Source organism: Aquipuribacter sp. SD81 (assembly GCF_037153975.1).
Taxonomy (GTDB): Bacteria; Actinomycetota; Actinomycetes; order Actinomycetales; family JBBAYJ01; genus Aquipuribacter.
On the sequence record NZ_JBBAYJ010000016.1, the window covers coordinates 1 to 23166 of the forward strand.

Consider the following 23166-nt stretch of genomic DNA (forward strand, 5'->3'; position numbering starts at 1 on the left):
CCCCCTCGCCCCGACCCGCCCCGCGGCTCCGCCCAGCCGACCCGCCGCACCCCTCGCCCGGCCCTCCGCGGCCGCACCCGGCACCGTCCCGCCCCTGCCCACCCCCCGTCCGATCCCCCCGTCGCCCACCGGCACGACGACCATCCCCGGAGGCCGCTGATGCACGCCCTCGTCGTCGACGACTCGCGCGCGATGCGCCGCATCGTCTCGTCCATCCTCAGCCCGCTCGGCTTCACGCCCGTCGAGGCCGACCACGGCGCCACCGCGCTCGCGGAGCTCGAGCGGCTCACGGCGGACGGGCAGGTGCCGGTGCTCGCGTGCGTCGACTGGAACATGCCGGTCATGGACGGGCTGCAGCTCGTGTCGGCGATCCGCGCCGACCGCCGGTGGCGCGACGTCACGCTCATGATGGTGACGACGGAGTCCGAGCACTCGCAGATCGTCCGGGCCCTCGCCGCGGGTGCCCACGAGTACCTCATCAAGCCGTTCACCGCCGACGCGATGGCCGACAAGCTCCGCTACCTCGGGCTCGTGCCCGCCGCGGTGGCGTCGTGAGCACGGCCACGGGCGACCTGCCCGCGCTCGCCGACCACGTCGACCCGGCCGTCGTCGTCGAGCTCACGCAGGCGGTGTGGGCGTCGTTCGTCGACGCCGAGGTCGAGCTGCTCGAGCGCTGGGACGTCCCCGGCGCCGACGAGCTGCCCGACCCGGTCGTCGGGCGCGTCGACATCGTGGGCGCGCTCGACGCCGTCGTCCACGTCGCGCTGGCCGGCGAGGCGGCCCGCGAGCTCGCCGCCCGCATGCTCGGACTCGGCGCCGACGAGGTCGCGGTCGACGACGTCCTCGACGCGACCGGTGAGATCACCAACATGGTCGGCGGCAACCTCAAGGCCGTCCTCGCCGACGACCACCGGCTCGGTCTGCCCGCCGTCACCGCACCCGGGCTGCTGCCCGGCACGACCTCCGGTGAGGTCGTCGCCGCGCTGCAGTGGGGGGAGCACGCCGTCCTCGTGACGGTGTCCCACGCCGAGCCCGTCCACCTGCCCCGCCCCACCGAGCACAAGGACTCCCTGTCATGAAGGTTCTCGTCTGCGACGACTCCCGCGTCATGCGGCAGATCGTCGTCCGCACCCTCCGCCAGGCCGGCTTCGACGGCGTCGACGTGGTCGAGGCCACGAACGGGGCCGAGGGCCTCGACGTGGTCGCCGCCGAGCGGCCCGACCTCGTGCTGTCGGACTGGAACATGCCCGAGCTCACGGGCATCGACTTCCTGTCGCACCTGCGCGCCCGCGGGGACGCGACGCCGTTCGGCTTCGTCACGAGCGAGGGCTCGACCGAGATGCGCGACCGCGCCGCCGCCGCCGGGGCGCTGTTCCTCATCGCCAAGCCGTTCGACGCCGACACGTTCGCGGAGACCCTGGCGGGTGTGCTGTGAGCCTCGTCCTCACCCCCAAGGGCCCGGCGCCCGTCCCGGTCCCGCACCTCAAGCCGATCCGCGACCTGTTCGCCGACCTCACCGGCCGGGAGATCGAGATCTCCTCGGGTGCGGAGCCGGTGGCGGTCGGCGGCGCCTCGGGTGCCGTCGTCGGGCTCTACGTCGACGCCTCGCTCGAGACGCGCGCGATCGTCATGTTCGACCTCGAGCTCGCCGCCTACAGCGGCGCGGCCCTGGGTCTCGTGCCGCCCGCCGTCGCGCAGGACGCGGTCGAGGCCCGCGAGCTGCCGCAGACGCTGTACGAGAACTGCTACGAGGTGCTCAACATCTTCGCGTCGCTGTTCAACCTGCCGAACGCCCCGCACCTCAAGCTCTACACCGCCTTCGGCCCGGACGACGAGCTGCGCCCCGACGTCCGGGAGCTCGCCGTCCGGACGGCCCCGCGCGACGACATCACCCTCGAGATCGGCCGCTACGGCACGGGCCGGCTCAGCATCGTCGTCCGCTGACCCGCACGGCCGGACCCCCGCTCCGGCCACGACGACACCTCGGACGGCCCCCGGTGCGCTCCCATGCCACCGGGGGCCGTTCGTTGTGTCGCTGTGGTCGGTCGCAGAGCCGGCTCAGGGGGCGCGACGCACGGGCGCCCCCGCCCGCAGCGCCCGCGGGATCTCCGCGACCTCGTCGACCCGGGCGAGCAGCCGGGTCACGTCGGCCCCGTCGGCGGGGGAGTCGACGGAGACCGTGAAGGTGACGCCGGTCGAGGCCCACTGCTCGTCGAAGCCGCCGCCCGCCTCGACGCGGACCCCGGCGAGCGGCACGCCGAGCGCCGCCGCCTCGCGGTAGCAGTCGTTGAGGACGCAGCCCGCGACGGACAGGTGGAGCAGGTGCGCCCCGGTGAAGTCCGCGACCACCCCGACCCCGCCGTCGGTCCAGCGGTGCGGCAGGCGCACGGTCGCGTCGGGCGGGGTGAGGCTGCCCGCGCCCGCAACCACGTCGAACGTGTGCACGGGCCGATCCTGGCACCCCGGCGCGGCGCGCGGTACGGCCACGACGACACAACCGACGGGCTCCGGCGTCCCTGGGCGCACCTGACCACCGGTGGCTGTGTCGTCGTGGCCGCCATGGGCGTCGCGGGAGGCTGCCTCAGGGCAGCAGCAGCAGCTCGACGTCGTCGCTGCCGCCCGAGGGCACCACCGCGACGGCGTCGGCGCACGCGAGACCCCACAGCTGGGCCGGTCCGGCGGGCCCGGCCGGCTCCACGACCCCCGGGGCGCCTGCCCAGCGCACGGGCACGAGGGCCGTCACCGGCCGGCCCGACGGCACCTCACCCGCGAGCGAGGCCCTCGGCCCCGTCGCCGGGGCCCGTCCCGTCGCGCCCGCGAGCAGCGGGCCGAGCAGCACGAGCAGCGCCGCGACGGCGGCGAGCGGGTTGCCGGGCAGCCCGACGAGCGGGCGGCCGTCGGGCAGGACGGCCAGCAGCATCGGGTGACCGGGCCGGACGGCCACGCCGTCGACGACGAGCCGCGCCCCGACCCGGCGCAGCCACGGCCGCAGGTGGTCGGCGGGCCCGGCGCCGGCCATGCCGCACGTCATGACCACGTCGGCCTCGACCGCGAGCAGCGACTCCAGCGCGGGGTGGAGCTGCTCGACGGCGTCGTCGCTGCGAGAGCGGTGCACGAGCCGGCCGCCGAGGTGGGCGACCAGCCCCGGGAGCGACGGGCCCACGGCGTCGCGCACCTCGCCCGGCGCGGGGACGCCGTGGGTGACGACCTCGTCGCCGGTGAGGAGCACCGCCACCCTCGTCGGGGTCCGCACCGTCAGCGCGTCGGCGCCCGCGCTCGCGGCGAGGCCAAGGGTCGCCGGGGCGACCCGGTGCCCGGCGGGCAGCAGCACCGTGCCGGCCGTCACCTGCTCGCCCCGCGCGCGGACGTGCCGGCGCGCCGGCAGGGCCCCCCGCACCGCGACCCGCCCGCCGTCGGCGTCGACGTCCTCGGCGGGCAGGACCCGCTCGGTGCCCGCAGGCACGACGGCGCCCGTCGCCACCTCCGCGGCGTCGCCGTCGCCGAGCGGCGCCGACGGCGTGGCGCCCGCGAGCACCCGTGCACGCACACGCCACGACCCGGGCCCCCGCACCGCGAACCCGTCCATGGCGGAGGTGTCGGCGGCGGGGGCGTCGACGAGCGCGCGCAGCGGCTCCGCGAGCACCGCGCCCAGGCACTCCGCGAGCGGCAGCGTCGTCGCCGGGGCGGCCACCGACCGCCCCACCTCCGCCGCGGCCCGCCGGGCCCCGGCGACGTCGACGCCGGCGTGGTGCCGCACCGGGCCCGGTCCGGCGGGCTGCCGGGCCGTGTCCGGTGCGGCGCTCGTCACGAGCCGACGAGCGTGCCGTCGCCCACGGCGACCGGCGCGGGCTGCCGGGCCTGCAGCCGCACGACGACGGACTTGCTGGCCGGGGTGCGGCTCACGTCGGCCTTGTGGTCGAGCGGCACGAGCACGTTCGTCTCGGGGTAGTACGCGGCCGCGCAGCCGCGCGCGGTGTCGTAGGAGACGATGCGGAAGTCCTCCGCGACGCGCTCGCCGTCGGTGTACTCCGACACGATGTCGACGTGCTCGCCGTCGGCGAGCCCGAGCTCGGCGAGGTCGGCCGGGTTGACGAAGACCACGCGGCGCCCGCCCTTGATGCCGCGGTAACGGTCGTCGAGGCCGTAGATCGTCGTGTTGAACTGGTCGTGGCTGCGCAGCGTCTGCAGCAGCAGCCGACCGGCGGGGACGCGCGGGTACTGAAGCTCGTTCGCCGTGAACGTCGCCCGCCCGGACGCGGTGTTCCACCGGCGCTCGCGCGCGGCGTGCGGCAGCACGAACCCGCCCGGGTGGGCGATCTTCGCCTCGTAGTCCTCGAAGCCCGGCACCACGCGCTCGATCGCCGCCCGGATGGTCCGGTAGTCGTCCTCGAAGGCCTGCCAGTCCGCGGCGAGACGGTCGCCGAGCACCTCGCGCGCGAGCCGGCAGACGATGGCGACCTCGCTCAGCAGGTGCCGCGACGCGGGGCGCAGCGTGCCTCGGCTCGCGTGCACCGCGCTCATCGAGTCCTCGACCGTCACGACCTGCTCGCCCGTGCGCTGCTCGTCCCGCTCGGTCCGGCCGAGGGTCGGCAGGATGATCGCGGTGTCGCCCACGACGGCGTGGGAGCGGTTGAGCTTCGTCGACACCTGCACGGTGAGGGCGCACGAGCGCAGGGCGCGCTCGGTGACGGCGGAGTCCGGCGTCGCGCGCACGAAGTTGCCGCCCATCGCCATGAACACCTTCGCCTTGCCGTCGCGCATCGCCTCGATGGCCGCGACCGTGTCGTAGCCGTGCACGCGCGGGGAGGTGAAGCGGAACTCCTCGTCGATGCGGTCGTGGAACCAGTCCGGCATCCGCTCGAAGATGCCCATCGTGCGGTCGCCCTGCACGTTGCTGTGCCCGCGCACGGGGCACACACCCGCGCCCGGGCGTCCGATGTTGCCCTGCAGGAGCAGCACGTTGACGACCTCGCGCAGGGTCGCGACCGAGTGCTGGTGCTGGGTGAGGCCCATCGCCCAGCACACGACGGTCCGCCCGCTCGAGGCGAAGCGCTCGGCGAGCTGCTCGATCTCCGCCCGCGTCAGCCCGGTCGCGGTCAGCACCTCGTCCCAGTCCAGCGACGCGAGGTGCGCGCGGTAGTCCTCGACGCCGCTCGTGTGCTCCTCGAGGAAGGCGTGGTCCAGGACGCTGCCCGGCTGCTCGGCCTCCTTCTGCAGCAGCAGCGCCCCGACGGCCTGGAACAGCGCCATGTCGCCGCCGACGCGCACCTGCAGGTAGTCGTCGGCGAGGTCGGTGCCGGTGAGGACGCCGACGGGCTTCTGCGGGTTGCGGAACTTCAGCAGCCCCGCCTCGGGCAGCGGGTTGACGGCGACGACGACGGCGCCGTTCTCCTTCGCCCTCTCCAGCGCGCTCAGCATGCGCGGGTGGTTCGTGCCGGGGTTCTGCCCGGCCACCACGACGAGGTCGGCGCCGTGGAGGTCCTCTAGCTGCACCGAGCCCTTGCCGACGCCGATCGTCTCGCTGAGGGCCGAGCCGGACGACTCGTGGCACATGTTCGAGCAGTCGGGCAGGTTGTTGGTCCCGAAGCCGCGGGCGAAGAGCTGCCACAGGAAGGCGGCCTCGTTGCTCGTGCGCCCCGACGTGTAGAAGACCGCCTCGTCCGGGTCGTCGAGGGCGCCGAGCGCCGCGCCGATCGCGCGGAAGGCGTCCTCCCACGAGATCGCCTCGTAGTGCCGGGACCCGCTGCGCTTGACGACGGGGTGGGTGAGGCGCCCCTGCTGGCCGAGCCACCAGTCCGAGCGCCCCGCCAGGTCGTCGACGTCGTGCTCGGCGAAGAACTCCGGGCCGATGCGGCGGACCGTCGCCTCCTCCGCCACGGCCTTCGCGCCGTTCTCGCAGAACTCCGCCGGGGACCGGTGGTCCGGGTCCGGCCACGCGCAGCCGGGGCAGTCGAAGCCCTGCTTCTGGTTGAGCAGGCGCAGGGTGCGGACCGTCCGGGTCGTGCCCATCTGCTTCCACGACAGCTCGAGGGCGTGGTACACCCCCGGGACGCCGGCCGCCCACGTCTTGGGTGCGCCGACCGCCATGCCGTCGTCGGTGAAGTCCTCGCGCGGTGCGCTCGTCGCCACGGTCGTCGTCTCCTATCCGAAGAGCTGGGTGACCCTGCTGACGGTCTCGGCGACGCCGTACACGAGCCCGGCGCCGACCACGACCCAGAGGAACACGGCTGCGGTCCGCTCGCCGCTCGACGCGCTGTCCCCGTCGCTCGGCACGCTGTCTCCGTCGCTCATGGTGTCTCGTCCTCTCGTCGTGGGGTCAGCGCTCGCCGGCGAGGGCGACGTCGTCGCGCTCGGCGGCTCGCTCGGTGGGCTCGTGGAAGCGGGCGTCGACGGGCCGCACGAGCAGGTTCGCGACGAAGCCGACGACCAGCACGCCGACCATGATGTAGAGCGAGAGCAGGTAGAGGTCGGCGCCCTCGGCGCCGCGCGCGGTCTGCACGTCCTGGATGCCGCTCACGATGTACGGCCCCGCGATACCGGCCGCCGACCACGCCGTGAGGAGCCGGCCGTGGATCGCGCCGACCTGCAGCCCGCCGAAGAGGTCCTTGAGGTACGCCGGGATGGTCGCGAAGCCGCCGCCGTAGAAGCTGAGGATGACGATCGTCAGCAGCACGAACAGCACGAGCGAGGACGGCCCGAGCAGCGCGACCCCGAGGTACAGCAGCGCCCCGACGCCGAGGTACATCATGTACGTGTTCTTGCGGCCGATGACGTCGGAGGTCGACGACCACACGATCCGCCCGGCCATGTTCGCCAGGCTCAGCAGGCTCACGAAGCCGGCGGCGGCCGCGGCCTCGACGCCGGAGAAGGCCTGCACCATCGGCGACGCCTGGGCGAGGATGCCGATGCCCGCGGTCACGTTGCAGAACAGCACGACCCACAGCAGCCAGAACTGCGGGGTGCGGATCGCGCTGCGCGCGGTGACGTCGGCGGTGGTGCGCATGCTCGGCTCCCCCGTCGCCACCGGCGGGGTCCACCCCGCGGGGCGCCAGTCCGCGGCCGGCACGCGGACGACGTAGGCGCCCAGCGCCATGAGCACGAGGTAGACGACGCCGAGGGTGAGGAAGGTCGGGACGAGGCCGGCCACGAGGTCGCCGTCGCCGTAGGCGTTGAGCAGGCGGCTGCTCAGCGGGCTCGCGATGAGCGCGCCGCCGCCGAAGCCCATGATCGCCAGACCGGTCGCGAGACCGGGGCGGTCGGGGAACCACTTGATGAGCGTCGAGACCGGGGAGATGTAGCCCAGACCGAGCCCGACGCCGCCGAGCACGCCGTAGCCCAGGTACACGAGCCACAGCTGGCCGCTGGCGATGCCGAGCGCGCTCACGAGGAAGCCGAGCACCCACGCGGCGGCGGAGGCGGCCATGGTCTTCCGGGGGCCGTTGCGCTCGACCCACGTGCCGCCGAACGCGGCGGTGAGGCCGAGCATGACGATCGCGATCGAGAAGATGGTCGACACCGCCGACGCGCTCGCGTCGAAGCGCTCCTCGAGCGGCGCGTTGAAGACGCTGAAGGCGTAGACCTGGCCGATCGACAGGTGGACGGCCAGCGCGGCGGGGGGCACCAGCCAGCGGTTGAAGCCGGGTCCGGCGACCGTCCGGTCGCGGTCGAGCACTCGAAGCATCGTCGCTCCTCGGGTCGGGGGATCAGGTGAACCCTGGTCACAGGCGAGGTGGCTCAGCGTTCAACCGCCGAAGGAATGTCGGAAGCGCCGTGATCGCCAGCCGGACGGTCGTCCGTGCGACGAACGGTCGTCCTGGCACGACGAACGGTCGGGTCGTGCGGTCCGCGCGACCGCACCGGATACTCGCCGGGTGCCCATGACGGTCCGGCGGCGCGTGGTCCGCCACGACACCAGCACCGCGACGGTGTCCGCCCGCCCGGACACCCTCGCCGTCGAGGAGCCGCTCGAGGTGCGCCTCGGCGGGCGGCCGTTCAGCGTGACGATGCGGACGCCCGGGCACGACGTCGACCTCGCCATCGGGTTCCTCGCGGGGGAGGGTGTCGTCGCCGCGCCCGACGACCTGTCGTCGGTGCAGGCGATGGGGGCCGCGGTCGACGTGCGGCTCGCGCCGCACGTGCCGCCGCCGGACCCCTCGCTCGAGCGGCACGTCTTCACGACGTCGGCCTGCGGGGTGTGCGGCAGCGCCTCCCTCGAGGCCGTCGACAAGGTCGCCCGCTTCGACGTCGCCGCCGACGCGACCGCCGTGCGCGCGGACGTGCTCGCCGGCCTGCCCGACACCCTGCGCGCCTCGCAGGGGGTGTTCGACCGCACCGGCGGGGTCCACGCCGCCGGGCTGTTCACCGCCGAGGGCACGCTCGTCGTGCTGCGCGAGGACGTCGGCCGCCACAACGCCGTCGACAAGGTCGTGGGCTGGGCGCTGCGCGAGGGCCGGCTGCCGCTGGCCGGGCACGTGCTGCAGGTGAGCGGTCGGGCCTCGTTCGAGCTCGTGCAGAAGGCGCGGCTCGCGGGGGTGCCGGTGCTGGCGGCGGTCTCGGCGCCGTCCTCGCTCGCGGTCGAGCTCGCGGAGGACGCGGGCATGACGCTCGTCGGCTTCAGCCGGGGCGGGCGCTTCACGGTCTACACCGGTGACAGCCGGGTCACGGCCTCCTGACCCGCCGCGCCGGGCACGAGATCCTCACTGCGCGTGACATTCTGCTACCGGGGGCTCAACCTCGGTGCCATGCTGACCGAAGTACGTGGTGACGCCGCCCCTGCGGCCGAAAGACCCGCCTGACGCGACCACAGCGGTCGCTCACTACGACCGGAGGTCTCGCCATGAAGAAGTTCACCCTCTCCAAGGACGAGGCGTACGTGCGTCTCGCCGCCGCCACCACGACCGTCCTCGCCGTCGTCGCCGTCGTCGGCGCGCCGAAGAAGTTCGGCTGAGCCGGACGGCCCCCTGAGGGAGCAGCCCTGACGCGGCTCCGGCTCACCCGCTACGCGGTGCTGGCCACAGTGACCGCGGTCCTCGGGACCGCGGTCGCTGTCATGTCCGTCCTGTCGCAGGACTGGTCCGCGGTGCTCGTGCACCCGGTCGGGTTCGCCCTGCTGGCGCTGCTCGTCCTCATCGGCGAGGTCCGTCCGATCGCCGTGTCCCGCGGCGACGACGTCGACCACGTCACGCTGTCGCTGTCCTTCGTCCTGCCGGTGCTCGCGGTCGGCGGGCTCGGTCTCGCCGTGGTCGTGCTGCTGCTCGCCTCGCTCGTCGACGACGCCATCGCCCGGCGCGACCCGGACCGGGTCCTCTTCAACGCCGGGCAGTACGTGCTCTCCCTCGCCGGCGCCTGGGTCGCCTTCGCCCTGCTCGCCGGCGTCCCGCTCACCGGTGCGCGCGTGCAGATGACGGCCGGGCTCGTCCTGCCGCTGCTCGTCGCCGGTGTCGTGTTCGTCGTCGTCAACCAGTGCCTCGTCGCCGCCGCCGTCGCGACCTCGACCGGCCAGCCCTACGCCCGCGTCGTGCTGTCGGACATCCGCTTCACCATGACCGTCCAGGTCATGCTCGTCGCCGTCGCGCCGCTCGCCGCGATGGGCCTGCAGGCCGGCAGCGTGTTCATCGCGCTGCTCGCGGTGCCGGTCGCGGTGCTGCACCGCACGGCCGCGGAGGTCACCCGGCGCGAGCAGGAGGCGCTGCACGACCCGCTGACCGGGCTCGGCAACCGCGAGCTGCTCCGCACGCGGCTGCAGCGCGCCCTGCACCACGCGAGCGAGGACGGCACCCCCGGGCCGGGGCTCGTGCTCCTCGACCTCGACCACTTCAAGGACGTCAACGACACGCTCGGGCACCCGGTCGGCGACGAGCTGCTGCGGCAGGTCGCGAACCGGCTGAGCGCGAGCGTCGACGACCGCGGCACGGTCGCACGCCTGGGCGGCGACGAGTTCGCCGTCGTCGTGCCCGGCTCGCTCCGCGACGTGGAGGGGGTCACCCGCGCCCTGCTCGACGCCTTCGACGAGGCCGTGCTCGTCGGCGACCTCCGCCTGCTCGTGCGCGCGAGCGCCGGCGTCGCCGCGGCGCCGGACCACGGCACGACGCCCGCGGAGCTCATGAAGAACGCCGACGTCGCGCTGTACGACGCGAAGGCGGAGCGGGGCCGGTGGGCGGTGTACGCCCCCGAGGAGGACGTCAACTCCGTCGACCGGCTCCAGCTCATCGACGACCTCAGCGTCGCGCTCGACGACGACGCCCTCGACGTCGCCTACCAGCCGCAGGTGCGGGTCGCCGACGGGCGCACCGTCGGGGTGGAGGCGCTCGTCCGCTGGCACCACGAGCGCCGCGGAGACCTGCCGCCGGACCTGTTCGTCCCGCTCGCGGAGAACGCCGGCATGATGCCGCGGCTCACCGCCTTCGTGCTCGACGCCGCCCTCGCCGAGCTCGCCGGGTGGCACGCGGCCGGGCACGACGTGCGGGTGGCCGTCAACGTCGCGGCCCGGCAGCTGTCCGACCTCGCCCTGCCGCCGCTGGTGCACGAGACGCTGGTGCGGCACGGCGTGCCCGCGAGCGCCCTGGTCATCGAGGTGACGGAGACGGGAATCCTGTCCGACCCCGTCCGGGTCGACCGCGTCGTCCGCGAGCTGCGCCGGCTCGGCGTCGCCATCGCCGTCGACGACTACGGCACGGGCCACGCCTCGCTCAGCTACCTCAAGCGGCTCGACATCGACGAGCTCAAGATCGACCGCTCCTTCGTCGTCGACATGGCGACCAGGCCGGAGGACCTCATCATCGTGCGCTCGACCGTCACCATGGCCCGCGAGCTCGGCCTGCGGGTCGTCGCGGAGGGCGTCGAGGACGCCGCCACCAGCGCCGCGCTCGTCGAGCTCGGCTGCGACACCGCGCAGGGCTGGTTCCACGGCCGCCCGTGCCCCGGCCCGGAGATCCTGCTGCGCCTGGACTCCGAGGCCCGCGCCGGCACCGGCACCGAGGTCGGGGGCGGCGCGTGATCCTCGTCGTCGCCGCCCTCCTCGTGCTGCTGTCGCCGCTGGTCGCGCGGCGCATGCCCGCCCTCGTCGACCGTCGCTGGCGCGCGCCGTGGCTCGCCTTCGGGGCGCTCGCGGCCCAGGTCGTCGTCATCGAGGCGCCCCTCGGCGCCGCGGCCCCCGTGCTCCACGTCGTCACCTACGTCGTCGCGGGGCTGTTCCTGTGGCTCAACCGCCGCGTGGCCGGGTTGTGGGTCGTGTCGCTCGGTGCCGCGTGCAACGGGGTGACCATCGCGCTCAACGGCGGGGTGCTGCCCGCCTCGCCCGCCGCGGAGCGCGCCGCGGGCTTCGACCCGGACGTGGAGTTCCTCAACTCCGGCTACGTCGAGGACCCGGTCCTGTGGTGGCTCGGCGACGTCTTCGCGTGGCCGGAGCCGATGCCCCTGGCCAACACCTTCAGCGTGGGCGACGTGCTGCTCGTCGTCGGGGTCGGTGTCCTCGCGTGGCGCGGCAGCCGACGCCTCGGGCGCACGAGCGCGGCCGCGGTCGGCGACGACCCCGTCGCGGAGCCCGTCGCCTAGTAGAAGCCGTGGCGCGCCAGCGGCTCCACGAGCTGGCGCTCCTCGTACGACAGGTGCGACAGCAGCGTGTCGGTGAGCAGGTCGACCGCGTCGGCGAGCCGCTGCGGGCCGTCCGGGTCGGCCACGAAGGCGACGAGCGCGCGGTCCACCCGCTCGAGCACGTCGTGGATCGCGTGGTGCTCCTCCTGCAGCCGGTCCAGCACGGGGCCGAGCGCCGTCTCGGCGCGCCGCAGGTGCGGGAAGACGCTCTCGTCCTCCAGCGTGTGGTGGCCCGTGACGACCCGGCAGTACTGCACGCAGTACGTGCCGACCGTCCAGCGGTTCTGCCGGATCGTCATGGTCGCGACGTGGCTGCGCGCCTCACCCGGGTCGACCGCGCCGGTCGTCACCTGGTCGACGAGGTCGCGCAGCTGTGCGAGCTCGCGGCGCAGGTGGTCGTGCACGTCGACGAGGTGCTGCCCGGCCGCCTGCTCGTGGGCGGTGTACGCGCGGTCGGGGTCCGGGGCGACGACGGCCGGGCGGGCCGTCTCGTCCCACACCCGCTCCTCGCTGAGCCGCACGCCGTCGTCCGGGGTCGGGCGCACGCCGAGGCCGCTCGGCAGGTCGGTGGCCGGCGAGCCGGTGGGACCGGTGGGGTCGACCGTCCCGGGCGCCGGCTCGACCGGGGTGTCCGCCCGGTCCCGTGCGGAGGTGGGCGGTGCGGGCCGCTCGGCGCGCTGCCGGCGCTCGGCGGCCACGAGCTCGCGGACACCGGGCGCGACCTCCTCCGCGAACCGGCGGAGGGTGTCCGGCTGGTCGCCCATGACGACGAAGCCGCTCATGCCGTCGACGAGCGCGAGCTCGGCGAGCTGCTCGACCCACACGTGCGACGGTCCGTCGAGGAAGCCCTCGCCGCGGCCGTGGAAGCCGCCGCCGACGTTGTACAGCCGGCGGACGGCGGCCGGGTCGCGGCCCGCGGCGACGGCGGCCTCGTCGATGCGCGCGTTCATGTCGGCGAGCTGCTCCGGCGGTGCGTACGGCGCGCTCGGCAGCCAGCCGTCGGCGAGGCGGCCGACGAGGCCGAGCATGCGCGGCTTGTAGCCGCCGACCCACACCCCGATGTCGTGCGCCGGCGCCGGGCCGGGGTGGGCGCCCGCGAGGCGGTGGTGCGTGCCGTCGACCCGCGCCGAGCGCGCGCCGGTGTCCCACAGCGCCCGGACGACGCCGATCGCCTCCTCCAGCGCCGTGACGGCCTGACCCGGCGTGAGCCGCTCGCCGCCCATCGCGACGATCGCGTCCCAGAACGCCCCCGCGCCGAGGCCGAGCTCGACGCGCCCCCCCGTCAGCAGGTCGAGGCTCGCCGCGGAGCGGGCGAGGACCGCGGGCTGGCGCAGCGGCAGGTTCGCGACGTTCGGCACGAGCGAGACCCGGTCGGTGCGTGCCGCGAGGTACGACAGCAGCGTCCAGGTGTCGAGGAACCGCGCCTGGTACGGGTGGTCCTGCACGGTCACGAGGTCGAGCCCCAGCTGCTCGCTGAGGGTCGTGAGCGCGAGCACCTGCTCGGGGTTCTCCGCCGTCGGGGTGAGGAAGGAACCGAAGAGCAGGTCGTGGCCGTAGTCCGTCACGGCCGGTGCAACGCCGTCGGGCCCGCCCGCCATCCGCAGCGTCGAATTGCCGCCTTCGTCCGGTTGGCGTAGACCGTGACGCGTCCGGCCGGTCGGCCGGGCGCACGCGTCGACGAGGGGGTCGACCATGGGGAACCGCAGCGCACCGGTCGCGCTCGCCGTGCTCGCGCTCGCCGTGTCCGGCTGCGCCGGGTCCGCGGGTCGCACCGAGCTCGTCTTCTTCCAGTTCAAGCCCGAGGCGGTCGCCTTCTTCGAGGAGGCGGCCGCCGACTTCGAGGCGGCCAACCCGGGCGTCGACGTGGTCGTCGACAACGTGCCGGACGCGGAGACCGCGCTGCGGACGAGGCTCGTCAAGGGCGACGTGCCCGACGTCATGACGCTCAACGCCAACGGCACGTACGGCGAGCTGGCCTCGGCGGGCATCTTCGCCGACCTCGCGGACATGCCGGTCGTGGCCGATGTGACGCCCGGCTACCTCGACGTCGTGCAGGAGCTCGGGCAGAGCGAGCCCGGCGCGGTCGACGGGGTCCCCTTCGCCGCCAACGCCAGCGGCGTCCTCTACAACGTCGACCTGTTCGAGGAGCACGACCGCGAGGTGCCGCTCACCTTCGACGAGCTCGTCGAGACGGCCGAGTACTTCGAGGGGGAGGGCGTCACGCCCTTCTACGGCATGCTCGCCGACGCGTGGACCGCGCAGTCGCCGATGGCGCCGCTGACGGCGCAGACCGCACCGGACGGGTTCTTCGAGGCGCGCTTCGCGGGCGACACGACCTTCGCCGAGGGCTGGCGGGAGGCGTGGGAGAAGCTCGCGACGCTCTTCGAGTACACCCAGCCCAACGTCGGCGCCGCGAACTACGTCGACGGCACGCGCGCCTTCGCGGAGGGCGAGTCGGCGATGCTGCTGCTCGGCAGCTACGCCGTGCCGCAGATCCGGTCGTTCGAGCCCGAATTCCAGATCGGCTCCTTCGCGCTGCCGGGGACCGACGACCCGGCCGAGACGACGCTGGTCTCTGGCGTCGACGTCGTCCTCACCGTCGGGCGCGACACCGACGTGCCCGAGGAGGCCCGTGACTTCGTCGCCTTCCTCATGGAGCCCGAGCGGCTCGAGCGCTACGCCGACGAGCAGGTCGCCATCCCCTGCCTCGAGGGCGTGCAGAACGAGGACCCGGCCCTGCAGGGGGTGCGGGAGTACATCGAGGAGGACCGGCTCGTGGGCTTCACCGACCACCAGTTCATCCCCGCCGTCCCGCTCACGCAGACGCTGCAGGAGTACCTCGTGACCGGCGACCTCGACGAGGCGCTCGCCACGCTCGACACGACCTGGGACCGGGTCGCGCAGCGCCGCACCTGGGGCCTCGGGGCGGTGGAGGGCTGATGGCCACCGCGACCCGGGGCGCGGGCGGTCGGACCGGCGCAGGCCCGGCCGAGCGCACCGCGGACCCGCCCGGCACGCGGCCCGGCCGGCGCCGGACGACCGACCGGGCGTACTACTGGATGCTGCTGCCGGCCGTCGTGCTGTTCTTCGTCTTCCACACCCTGCCGGTGCTGCAGGGCATCTTCTACAGCTTCACCGACTCACCCGGCTACGGCGACTACAGCTGGGTCGGCCTGTCCAACTACGCCGCGCTCGTCACCGACGACCGGATCCGCTCGGCGTACCTCTTCACGTTCGGCTTCGCGGCCGTCAGCACGGTGCTCGTCAACGCGCTGGCCCTCGCGCTCGCGGTCGGCCTGAACGGCCGCATCGCGTTCCGCCGCACGCTGCGGGGGCTGTACTTCGTTCCGAACGTCCTCGCGATCCTCGTGATCGGCTACGTCTTCCAGTACCTGTTCTCGACGTCGCTGCCGGCCATCGCGACCGCGCTCGGCGTCGACCGGCTGTCGACGTCGATCCTCGCCGACCCGGCGCTGGCGTGGGTCGGCATCGTCGTGCTCGCGGTGTGGCAGGCGACGGCGTTCAACATCATCATCTACCTGGCCGGGCTGCAGACCGTCGACCCCGACCTGTACGAGGCTGCGGCCATCGACGGCGCCTCGCCGTGGCGGCGGTTCTGGAGCATCACGTTCCCGCTCATCGCGGGGTTCTTCACCATCAACATGGTCCTCGCCCTCAAGACGTTCCTGCAGGTGTTCGACCACGTCGTCGCCATGACGGACGGCGGCCCGGGCACCGCGACGGAGTCCGTCGCCCTCGTCATCTACCGCGGGGGCTTCCAGGGCGGCGAGTACGGCTACCAGATCGCCAACGCGGTCGTCTTCATGATCGTGATCATGGTCTTCGCGGTGGTCCAGCTGCGGGTCCTGCAGCGGCGGGAGGTGGATGCCTGATGAGCGCGACCGGGACCACGGCCGTCAGCACGAGCGCCGCCGCGGAGGAGAAGGCACCCGGCCTGCGCCGGGACGGGCCCGACCTGCCCGGCCGGCCCGGACGCGCCGCGCGACGCCGTCGCGGGCGTGGCCCCAGCGGCGTGAGCTGGTGGCTGACGGCGCTGCTCGTCGTGCTCTCGCTCACGATCCTCGTGCCGCTGTACTTCACGGTCGTCACGGCGCTCAAGACGCCCGACCAGCTGGGCGGCAGCGGCTTCGGCCTGCCGAGCGAGGTGCGCCTGAGCAACTTCGCCGACGCGTGGACCCTTACCGACTTCCCGCGGGCGCTGCTCAACTCGGCGTTCATCACGGTCGGCGCGGTGGTGCTCACGCTGCTGACCAACTCGATGGTCGCCTACGCGATCGCCCGCAACCTGCACCGCCGCCGGTTCAAGGTGCTCTTCTACTACTTCATCTCGGCGCTGTTCGTCCCGTTCCCCATCCTCATGCTGCCGGTGGCCAAGCAGACCGCCGCGCTCGGGCTGGACAACCAGGTCGGGCTCATCCTGCTGTACACGGTCTACGGGCTGAGCTTCAACGCCTTCCTCTTCGTCGCCTACATCCGCTCGATCCCCATCAGCCTCGAGGAGGCGGCGCGCGTCGACGGGGCGGGCACGTGGACCATCTTCTGGCGGGTGGTCTTCCCACTGCTCGCGCCCATGAACGCGACGGTGGGGATCCTCACGTGCCTGTGGGCGTGGAACGACTTCCTGCTCCCGCTCGTCATCGTGTCCGACCCGGCCGGCGCGACGATCCCGCTGGTTCAGTACGTGTTCCAGAGCCAGTTCAGCGCCAACTACACCGTCGCCTTCGCGAGCTACCTCATGGCGATGGCGCCGCTGCTGCTCGTGTACGTCCTCGCGCAGCGCTGGGTCATCTCGGGGGTGACGCGCGGCGCGGTCAAGTGACGGGTCGGTCGTGGGACGGGTCGGTCGCGGGACGCGTCGGTCGTGGGACGGGTCGGTCGTGCACGACACGGTCGTGCGTGAGCGACCGTCGGAGCACGTCCCCCTCAGGTCGTCGTGCACGACCTACCGTGACGCCCGCGCCGGGTCGGCGGCGACGGGCCGCGGCCGGCTCGGCGGACGGGACGGACGCCACCGGTGAGTTCCCGGCCGGGATGCCGTCTGCCGCACCGTGACGCACGCGAGGGACGCGTGCCGACGAGGAGGACACCACCGCATGGGACGCATCAGGGTCCACGAGTTCACGACCGTCGACGGCGTGGTCGACACGCCGATGTGGGCGGTCGACTTCCCGTTCACCGACGGGATGGAGAAGGCGCTCGGTGAGGTGACGGGTTCGTCGGCCGCGATCCTGCTCGGCCGGCGCACCTACGAGATGTTCGCCCCGGCGTGGTCCACCCGGACCGTCGAGGACGACCCGGGCGCGCCGTTCTTCAACGACACGCACAAGTACGTCGTCTCGTCCACCCTCGCCGACCCCGGCTGGGGCCCGGCGACCGTGCTGCCGTACGACGCCGACCGCATCCGCGCGCTCAAGGACGAGGTCGACGGCGACCTCTACGTGAGCGGCAGCGCGACCCTCGTTCGGGCCCTGCTCGCCGACGGCCTCGTCGACGAGCTCAACCTCGTGCAGTACCCGGTCGCGCTCGGGGAGGGGATCCGCCTGTTCCCCGAGGGCTCGCCGCGCACGCCGCTGCGTCTGGACGGCGTCGAGGACTTCGGCAACGGCGTCGTCCTCCTGCGGTACGCCGCGGGCGCGGCGGCAGGCTGACGACGCCGCGCGGCGGGGCCGGGTACGGGCGATGCTGGCGCGCGTGCCCGCCCAGCCGCTGCAGCCCGTGCCCGCCCTGCTCGACGACCCCGTCGCCCGCCGCATGCTCGACCTGCTGCCCGACGGCACGCTCGACGAGGTCGACCTCACCGCTTTCGACCGGATCGGGCTGCCCGTCCGCGCGGCGTCGTCGTACCCGACCTCGCCCGAGGAGCCGCCGGGCGGGGGCATCGGCTACGGCGCCGACCCGCGCGCCGCACGGCTGTCGGCGCTCGGGGAGCTGACGGAGTCCGCGCAGGTGTCCGGCTGGGTCCGGCGGTCGGACCCGGTCACCGCGAGCACCCGGGAGATGGTCGCGGCCCGCGGCGCCGAGGCGGTCGTCGACCCCGTCGCGCTGCCCGTCGACGCGGGCGCCGACACCGACCCCGACCGGCCGTTGCGGTGGCTGCCGGGTCGGCGCTGGCGCGACGGCGCGCTGCACGAGCAGGTGTGGCTGCCCGCGGAGGTCGTCAGCACGTCCGGCGACGACGTGCCCGGTGGGGCGCCGGCGGGCGGCTGGCTCGTCACGTCCGTCACCAACGGGCTCGGCGCGGGCGACACGCTCGAGCGCGCGGTCGGCCACGGCCTGCTCGAGCTGCTCCAGCGCGACGGCAACGGGCTGCGATTCCGCGCGCTGGACGCCGGGCACGTGCTCGACGTCGGACCCGGCGGCGGGCTGCTCGACGACCCCGTCACCCGCTCCGCGCTCGCGGCCTTCGACGCCGCGGGCGTCGACGTCACCGTCAAGCTCGCCTCGCTCGAGAACGACGTCGTCAACGTGTACGCCGTCGGCCGCGACCGCCTCGAGGACGGCGTCGAGCCGGTCCACCCCCTCGTCGTCACCGCCGCGGGGGAGGGCACCCACCCGGACCGCGAGGTCGCCGTGCGCAAGGCCGTCCTCGAGCTCGCGGCGTCGCGGGCGCGCAAGGTGTTCACCCACGGACCGGTGGAGACGGTCGACGCGCTCGCCCCCGACGGCTACCGCGCCCGCTGGGAGGCGCACCACCCGTCGGGCGGGGAGCGCCGGGCCCTCGAGGCGATGCGCGCGTGGTGCGCGCTCGACGCCGCTGCGCTCGCGGACCTGCTCGCGCCGACGTCGTTCCTCGAGCGCGAGCGGACACCCGTCACCGACCTGCCGGCTCGGCCCGACCTCGCGGGCACCACCGCGTGGCCCCGGGTGACGGCCCTCGTCGCGGACCGGCTCGCGGGTGCGGGTCTCGACGTGGTCGTCGTCGACGTCACCCCGCCGCAGGACGACGCGCCCCGCGTGCACGCCTGCAAGGTCGTCGTGCCGGGTCTGGAGGTCGAGAACCTCTCGTACGGGCGCCTCGGGGAGCGCGGGGCTGCGCGGCTCCTCGCGATGCAGGCGACGGGTGACGAGCGAGTGGCCGGCCTCGTCGGCCTCGGTCCTCCGGACGGCCCGGGCGCCCCGACCGACGCCGTGCCGGTGCGGCTGCACCCGGACGCCGTCGAGCGGCTGGGCGGACCGGTGTGGTTCTCGCGCGCCCGGGCCGCGGCGCTGCTCGGGCCGCTGTACGCGCTGTACCGCGAGCCCGGTCGCCACCTCGCCGCGCGCTGAGGCCCTCGTCCGAGATGTCGGCCTCGGGGCCGCGGGTTACGGTGCGCCGACGGCGCCGCGGGACAGGCCTGGCGGGGCGTCCACCGGAGGGACGACGATGACGGTCAGCAGGCGCACGTTCGTACGGGGGCTCGGCTACGGGGCGACCATCGGCGCGGTCGGGGCGGGCCTGGCGGCCTGCAGCTCGGACACCCCGGCCCCGGCCGGCAGCGCGGGCGGCAGCGCCGCGGCGGGCGGCTCCGGCGAGCTCACCCTCACCACGTGGGGCAGCGACGCCGAGATCGCCGCGTTCCAGACGATCGCCGACCGCTTCGCCGAGGCCGAGGGCGTGACGGTCACGATCGAGAACCTGCCGTACGACCAGATCCGGACCGTCGTCGACCGCCGGCTGCAGGCCGGGCAGGCGCCCGACCTGTTCCGCGTCTCCTACACCGACGTCGGCGGCTACGCCTCGCGCGGCGTCCTCGCAGACCTGTCCGGGACGCTCGACGCCTCCTACGGCGAGGAGTTCCTGCCCGCGCTGTGGGCGGCCGTGCAGTCCGACGGCGTCCCGGTCGGCGTGCCCCACCACACCGACACCTCCGCGCTCGCGTTCAACGTCGAGCACCTCGAGGCCGCGGGCGTCACGTCGGTGCCGCAGAGCCTGGAGGAGGCGTGGACGTGGGAGGAGCTCGTCGAGGTCCTCACCATGCTCCGCGAGTCCGACATCCCCGGTGCTCCCTTCGCCTTCAACTACCAGGCCTTCGGGGCCTTCCGCTGGTTCAACACCCTGTACCAGGCGGGCGGGCAGGTGCTCGACGGCGACACCGCCGCGCTCGGGTCGCCCGAGGCGCGCAAGGCCCTGGAGTGGACGAAGGGCCTCTACACCGACGGCCTGCACGAGCCGAGCGTCCTCGTGCGCCGCCCGACCTACCCCGACGAGATCTTCCCGACCGGCCAGATCTCCATGATCCAGACCGGGGACTTCCTCGTCCCGAGCCTCGAGGCCGCCATCGACGGCCGCTTCGAGTGGGGCGTCACCTACCTGCCGCAGGACGTCGCGGCCGCCGCCGACCTCGGCGGCAACGCCGTCGTCGTCACCGAGCAGTCCCGGGACCCGCAGGCCGCGGCCGCCTTCGCCCGCTTCCTCGGCGAGGCCGAGCAGATGCAGTACTTCTGCGAGCAGACGACCGTGCTGCCCGTCCGCAACGACCTCGCCGAGGCCGAGCTCGCCTTCGGCGTCCGGCCCGACCTGCTGCCGGTGTTCCAGCAGCAGGCGACCACCTTCCCCGAGGACCTCGTCCTCACCACGGTGTCGCCGGCGTTCCCGGGCATCAACCAGGCGCTCGTCGACAACCTCGACCAGTACCTCGGGTCGGAGGACAGCTCCACCGACGAGGTCGTCGAGGTGCTGAACGCCGACATCGAGGCCGCGGTCGCCGCGCAGGCGTGACGACCCCCACGGCGGCGCTGCTGCCGCAGGGACCCCGTGGGCCGCAGGTGCGGCCCACGGGCCGGCGCGGCGTCCTGCGCCCGACCGCGCGACGGGCCGAGGCGGTCGCAGGCGCGCTGCTCGCGGCCCCGGCGACGCTCGTCTTCGTCGTCTTCATGTTCGTGCCGCTCGCGCTCACGCTGTGGTTCAGCCTCCACGAGTGGGGCGGCTTCGGCCCCATGACGTGGGTCGGGGGCGAGAACTACACGGAGATCGCGGGCGACCCCGTCTTCTGGAAGGCGTTCGGCAACACGATCGTCTTCACGGTCCTGACGGTCCCGCTCGGCATGGCCCTCGGCCTGCTCGCGGCCGTCCTGCTCAACCGCGCGCTGCCCGCGCGCGGGCTGCTGCGGGCCCTCGTGTACGTGCCCGTCGTCGTGTCCGGCGTCGCGGCCGGCGTGATCTTCCTCCGCCTGTTCGACCCCATCCGCGGCGTCGTCAACCAGGTCGCCGGGACGCTCGGCCTGCCGCAGGTCGACTGGCAGTCCAGCGGCACGGCGGCGCTCGCGAGCGTCGTCGTGGTCGTCACGTGGCAGGGCGTCGGGTTCGCCATGGTCGTCTACCTCGCCGCGCTCCAGGGCGTCCCGCGCGAGGTCTACGAGGCGGCGGCGGTCGACGGCGCCGGCCCCGGCCGCACCTTCCGCAGCATCACGTGGCCGCTGCTCGCGCCGACGACCTGGTTCCTCGTCGTGTACAGCGTCATCCTCAGCTTCCAGGCCTTCGACGTCGTCTACGTGCTCACGCGCGGCGGGCCCGGCACGTCGACGACGTTCCTCGTGCAGTACGCCTACGACCAGGGCTTCACGCAGCTGCGGCAGGGCTACGCCGCCGCGCTCGGCGTCATCATCTACGTCGTCGTGCTCGCGCTGACGGTCGTGCAGTGGCGGGTCTCCCGCCGGGGGGGCGACGCGTGAGCGCGGGCCTGCGGCCCGCGGCCGCCGTGCGCCGCCCCGGTCGCGGCCCCGCGCGGCAGCGGCCGTGGCTGCGCCTCGTGCTCGCGCTCGTCCTCGTCGCGCTCCTCATGTTCCCCATGTACTGGATGCTGCGCGTCTCGGTCGCGAGCACCGCGGAGCTGTCGCAGACCCCGGTGCCGCTGTGGCCGCTGTCGTGGGACCTCGCGAACTACCTCGACCCGTGGTCGCAGTACCCCTTCGCCCGGTGGCTCACCAACAGCGTCGTCGTCGCGGTGGTGTCGGTCGCGCTGACGGTCGCGCTCAACCTCGCCGCCGGCTACGCCTTCGCCAAGCTGCGCTTCCCCGGCCGGGACCTGCTGTTCCTGCTCATCATCAGCACGCTCATGGTCCCGGTGCAGGTGATCATGATCCCGCAGTTCCAGGTCGTCATCACCCTCGGCCTGCTCGACGACCCGATGGGCGTCGTGCTCCCGCGGCTCGCGGAGGCCTTCGGGCTGTTCCTCGCCCGGCAGTTCTTCCTCGCCATCCCCGACGAGCTCCTCGACGCCGCCCGCGTCGACGGGGCCGGGCACATCCGCGCGTTCTGGTCGGTCGCGCTGCCGCTGTCCGGCCCGCTCGTCGCCGTGCTCGTGATCTTCACGTTCATGTGGCGGTGGAACGAGTTCGTGTGGCCGCTCATCGTGCTCACGACACCGGACAGCTACACCCTGCCGGTCGGGCTGCAGTACCTCGTGCAGCAGTTCGGCAGCGACTACGGCCCCCTGCTCGCGATGTCGACGCTGTCGATCCTGCCCATGCTGCTCGTCTTCGCCGTGTTCCAGCGCTTCTTCGTCGAGGGCGTCGCCCGCTCGGGGCTGCGGTGAGCGCGCTCGGCCGGCCGCCGGCGGAGGACCCCCTCGCGGTCCACGCCGCGTGCAGCGCCCGGGCGCTGGAGCGCGAGGGCATCCCCATGGTCCTCGTCGTGCGCGACGCGCGGGCCGGGGCGCCCGACGTGCTGCCCGTCGCCGACGAGCGCGAGCGGGCCGACGGGGCCGTGCTCGCGGGCCTGCTCGCCCGCTACGACGACGCGCTCGCGCCGCTGCGCGAGGGGAGCGCGGACGTCCCTGACGGCCCGTCGGCGCCGGCCCCGGACCGCACGGGCGGGGCCCGGCTCATCCCGAGCCTCGTCGTGCTCGCCGACGGCCACCTGCGGGAGGACGGGTGAGCGGCCCGGCCAGCCCCGTCACCGACCCCGCCTACGCCGGTCGGGCGCTGGCGGCCGGGGCGTTCCTGCGCGTCGTCAACTGGCACAACACGCCGGAGTCCGGCCGCGACGCGCTGCGCGCACAGCTCGCCGCCTACGCGCGCGAGTACGTGTGCGTCGGGCCGGACGACCTCGACCGCGTGGTCGCGACCGGTCGTTGGGACCTGCCGAAGCCGGGCATCGTGCTCGCGTTCTTCGACGGCTACGCGAACAACGCGACCGTCGCGGCGCCGCTCGTCGACGAGCTCGGGCTGCGCGCGTGGTTCCACCCGCCCACCTCGTTCCTCGACGTGCCGCCCGAGCAGCAGGTCGCCTACGCCGACGCGCACGACATCGACCTGCTCGCCGAGGAGCGCCGCGCCGACCGCGTCGCGATGACGTGGGACGAGCTCGCCGACATCGCGACCCGCCACGTCGTGTGCGCGCACACCGCGAACCACGTCGCCCTCGACGAGGTGCTCGACGAGGACGCCGTGGAGCGCGAGGTGCGCGAGCCGGTGCGCCGGCTCACCGCGCTGACGGGACGGGTGCCGCCCTCCTTCGCGTTCCTGTACGGGCGGCCCTTCGACGCGGCCTCGCCCGCCTGGCGGGCGGCCGCCGGGCTGGGCGTGCGGTACGCGCTCAGCAACACGGGCGTGGAGCGCATCGCCTGAGCCGGC

General features: G+C 74.2%; 23 protein-coding genes. 17 read left to right on the plus strand and 6 right to left on the minus strand.

Features of this window, described 5'->3' with window-relative positions; translation table 11 throughout:
* Positions 1-159 precede the first annotated feature (159 nt).
* The 4 genes from WAA21_RS10890 to WAA21_RS10905 are packed head-to-tail and all read left to right on the plus strand — an operon-like array spanning position 160 to position 1944.
* Complete coding sequence (locus WAA21_RS10890) at positions 160-555, plus strand: response regulator (RefSeq protein ID WP_336922825.1); 396 nt, start codon at positions 160-162, stop codon at positions 553-555.
* Positions 552-1079: a chemotaxis protein CheX gene (locus WAA21_RS10895; protein ID WP_336922826.1), complete on the plus strand. Its 528-nt coding sequence runs from the start codon at positions 552-554 to the stop codon at positions 1077-1079. The genes WAA21_RS10890 and WAA21_RS10895 overlap by 4 nt, the downstream gene beginning before the upstream one ends.
* On the plus strand, positions 1076-1435 hold the full coding sequence (locus WAA21_RS10900) for a response regulator (RefSeq protein WP_336922827.1): 360 nt from the start codon (positions 1076-1078) through the stop codon (positions 1433-1435). Before WAA21_RS10895 ends, WAA21_RS10900 begins: the two co-directional genes overlap by 4 nt.
* Positions 1432-1944 carry a hypothetical protein gene (locus WAA21_RS10905; protein WP_336922828.1) on the plus strand — a complete coding sequence of 171 codons (513 nt, stop codon included), beginning with the start codon at positions 1432-1434 and terminating at the stop codon, positions 1942-1944. Before WAA21_RS10900 ends, WAA21_RS10905 begins: the two co-directional genes overlap by 4 nt.
* Positions 1945-2058: 114 nt before the next feature.
* Here WAA21_RS10905 and WAA21_RS10910 read toward each other — a convergent pair whose 3' ends face one another.
* From WAA21_RS10910 to WAA21_RS10930, 5 genes are all read right to left on the minus strand, one after another.
* Positions 2059-2445, minus strand: a complete 387-nt coding sequence (locus WAA21_RS10910) for an OsmC family protein (protein WP_336922829.1) — start codon at positions 2443-2445, stop codon at positions 2059-2061.
* A gap of 136 nt (positions 2446-2581) precedes the next feature.
* The gene (locus WAA21_RS10915) at positions 2582-3808 is read right to left on the minus strand and encodes a molybdopterin molybdotransferase MoeA (protein ID WP_336922830.1); all 1227 of its coding nucleotides are present in this window, start codon (positions 3806-3808) and stop codon (positions 2582-2584) included.
* The gene (locus WAA21_RS10920) at positions 3805-6129 is read right to left on the minus strand and encodes an FdhF/YdeP family oxidoreductase (RefSeq protein ID WP_336922831.1); all 2325 of its coding nucleotides are present in this window, start codon (positions 6127-6129) and stop codon (positions 3805-3807) included. Before WAA21_RS10920 ends, WAA21_RS10915 begins: the two co-directional genes overlap by 4 nt.
* A gap of 12 nt (positions 6130-6141) precedes the next feature.
* A complete protein-coding gene (locus tag WAA21_RS10925) occupies positions 6142-6291 on the minus strand; it encodes an MFS transporter small subunit (RefSeq protein WP_336922832.1) in 150 nt (49 codons plus the stop codon).
* A gap of 25 nt (positions 6292-6316) precedes the next feature.
* Positions 6317-7681: an L-lactate MFS transporter gene (locus WAA21_RS10930; RefSeq protein ID WP_336922833.1), complete on the minus strand. Its 1365-nt coding sequence runs from the start codon at positions 7679-7681 to the stop codon at positions 6317-6319.
* Between the two features lie 196 nt (positions 7682-7877).
* On the opposite strand from WAA21_RS10930, the gene fdhD reads away from it, so the two are divergent.
* The 3 genes from fdhD (at position 7878) to WAA21_RS10945 (ending at position 11553) form a co-directional block, all read left to right on the plus strand.
* Positions 7878-8672 (plus strand): formate dehydrogenase accessory sulfurtransferase FdhD, encoded by a 795-nt coding sequence (gene fdhD / locus WAA21_RS10935; protein WP_336922913.1) that lies wholly within the window; start codon positions 7878-7880, stop codon positions 8670-8672.
* Between the two features lie 332 nt (positions 8673-9004).
* Positions 9005-10996 carry a putative bifunctional diguanylate cyclase/phosphodiesterase gene (locus WAA21_RS10940; RefSeq protein ID WP_336922835.1) on the plus strand — a complete coding sequence of 664 codons (1992 nt, stop codon included), beginning with the start codon at positions 9005-9007 and terminating at the stop codon, positions 10994-10996.
* A complete protein-coding gene (locus tag WAA21_RS10945; RefSeq protein WP_336922836.1) occupies positions 10993-11553 on the plus strand; it encodes a DUF5317 domain-containing protein in 561 nt (186 codons plus the stop codon). Before WAA21_RS10940 ends, WAA21_RS10945 begins: the two co-directional genes overlap by 4 nt.
* On the opposite strand, the gene WAA21_RS10950 is transcribed toward WAA21_RS10945, so the two are convergent.
* Positions 11550-13157 carry an LLM class flavin-dependent oxidoreductase gene (locus WAA21_RS10950; RefSeq protein WP_336922838.1) on the minus strand — a complete coding sequence of 536 codons (1608 nt, stop codon included), beginning with the start codon at positions 13155-13157 and terminating at the stop codon, positions 11550-11552. The two genes, WAA21_RS10945 and WAA21_RS10950, sit on opposite strands and share 4 nt — an antisense overlap.
* A 127-nt stretch (positions 13158-13284) precedes the next feature.
* On the opposite strand from WAA21_RS10950, the gene WAA21_RS10955 reads away from it, so the two are divergent.
* The 10 genes from WAA21_RS10955 to WAA21_RS11000 all read left to right on the plus strand — a co-directional run bounded on the left by WAA21_RS10955 (position 13285) and on the right by WAA21_RS11000 (position 23160).
* Complete coding sequence (locus WAA21_RS10955; protein WP_336922840.1) at positions 13285-14532, plus strand: ABC transporter substrate-binding protein; 1248 nt, start codon at positions 13285-13287, stop codon at positions 14530-14532.
* Entirely contained in the window at positions 14532-15485 is a 954-nt protein-coding gene (locus tag WAA21_RS10960; RefSeq protein ID WP_336922842.1) for a carbohydrate ABC transporter permease, read from the plus strand. Before WAA21_RS10955 ends, WAA21_RS10960 begins: the two co-directional genes overlap by 1 nt.
* The gene (locus WAA21_RS10965; protein WP_336922843.1) at positions 15485-16432 is read left to right on the plus strand and encodes a carbohydrate ABC transporter permease; all 948 of its coding nucleotides are present in this window, start codon (positions 15485-15487) and stop codon (positions 16430-16432) included. Before WAA21_RS10960 ends, WAA21_RS10965 begins: the two co-directional genes overlap by 1 nt.
* A 274-nt stretch (positions 16433-16706) precedes the next feature.
* Positions 16707-17261, plus strand: coding sequence for a dihydrofolate reductase family protein (locus WAA21_RS10970; RefSeq protein ID WP_336922844.1), 555 nt, complete (start codon positions 16707-16709; stop codon positions 17259-17261).
* Positions 17262-17304: 43 nt separating this feature from the next.
* Positions 17305-18879, plus strand: coding sequence for a YcaO-like family protein (locus WAA21_RS10975; protein ID WP_336922845.1), 1575 nt, complete (start codon positions 17305-17307; stop codon positions 18877-18879).
* A gap of 97 nt (positions 18880-18976) precedes the next feature.
* Positions 18977-20311 (plus strand): ABC transporter substrate-binding protein, encoded by a 1335-nt coding sequence (locus WAA21_RS10980; protein ID WP_336922846.1) that lies wholly within the window; start codon positions 18977-18979, stop codon positions 20309-20311.
* Positions 20308-21264 (plus strand): carbohydrate ABC transporter permease, encoded by a 957-nt coding sequence (locus tag WAA21_RS10985; RefSeq protein ID WP_336922847.1) that lies wholly within the window; start codon positions 20308-20310, stop codon positions 21262-21264. Before WAA21_RS10980 ends, WAA21_RS10985 begins: the two co-directional genes overlap by 4 nt.
* Positions 21261-22127, plus strand: coding sequence for a carbohydrate ABC transporter permease (locus WAA21_RS10990; RefSeq protein WP_336922848.1), 867 nt, complete (start codon positions 21261-21263; stop codon positions 22125-22127). Before WAA21_RS10985 ends, WAA21_RS10990 begins: the two co-directional genes overlap by 4 nt.
* Positions 22124-22468, plus strand: coding sequence for a hypothetical protein (locus WAA21_RS10995; protein ID WP_336922849.1), 345 nt, complete (start codon positions 22124-22126; stop codon positions 22466-22468). Before WAA21_RS10990 ends, WAA21_RS10995 begins: the two co-directional genes overlap by 4 nt.
* Positions 22465-23160: a polysaccharide deacetylase family protein gene (locus tag WAA21_RS11000; protein WP_336922850.1), complete on the plus strand. Its 696-nt coding sequence runs from the start codon at positions 22465-22467 to the stop codon at positions 23158-23160. Before WAA21_RS10995 ends, WAA21_RS11000 begins: the two co-directional genes overlap by 4 nt.
* The last annotated feature ends 6 nt before the right edge of the window (positions 23161-23166 follow it).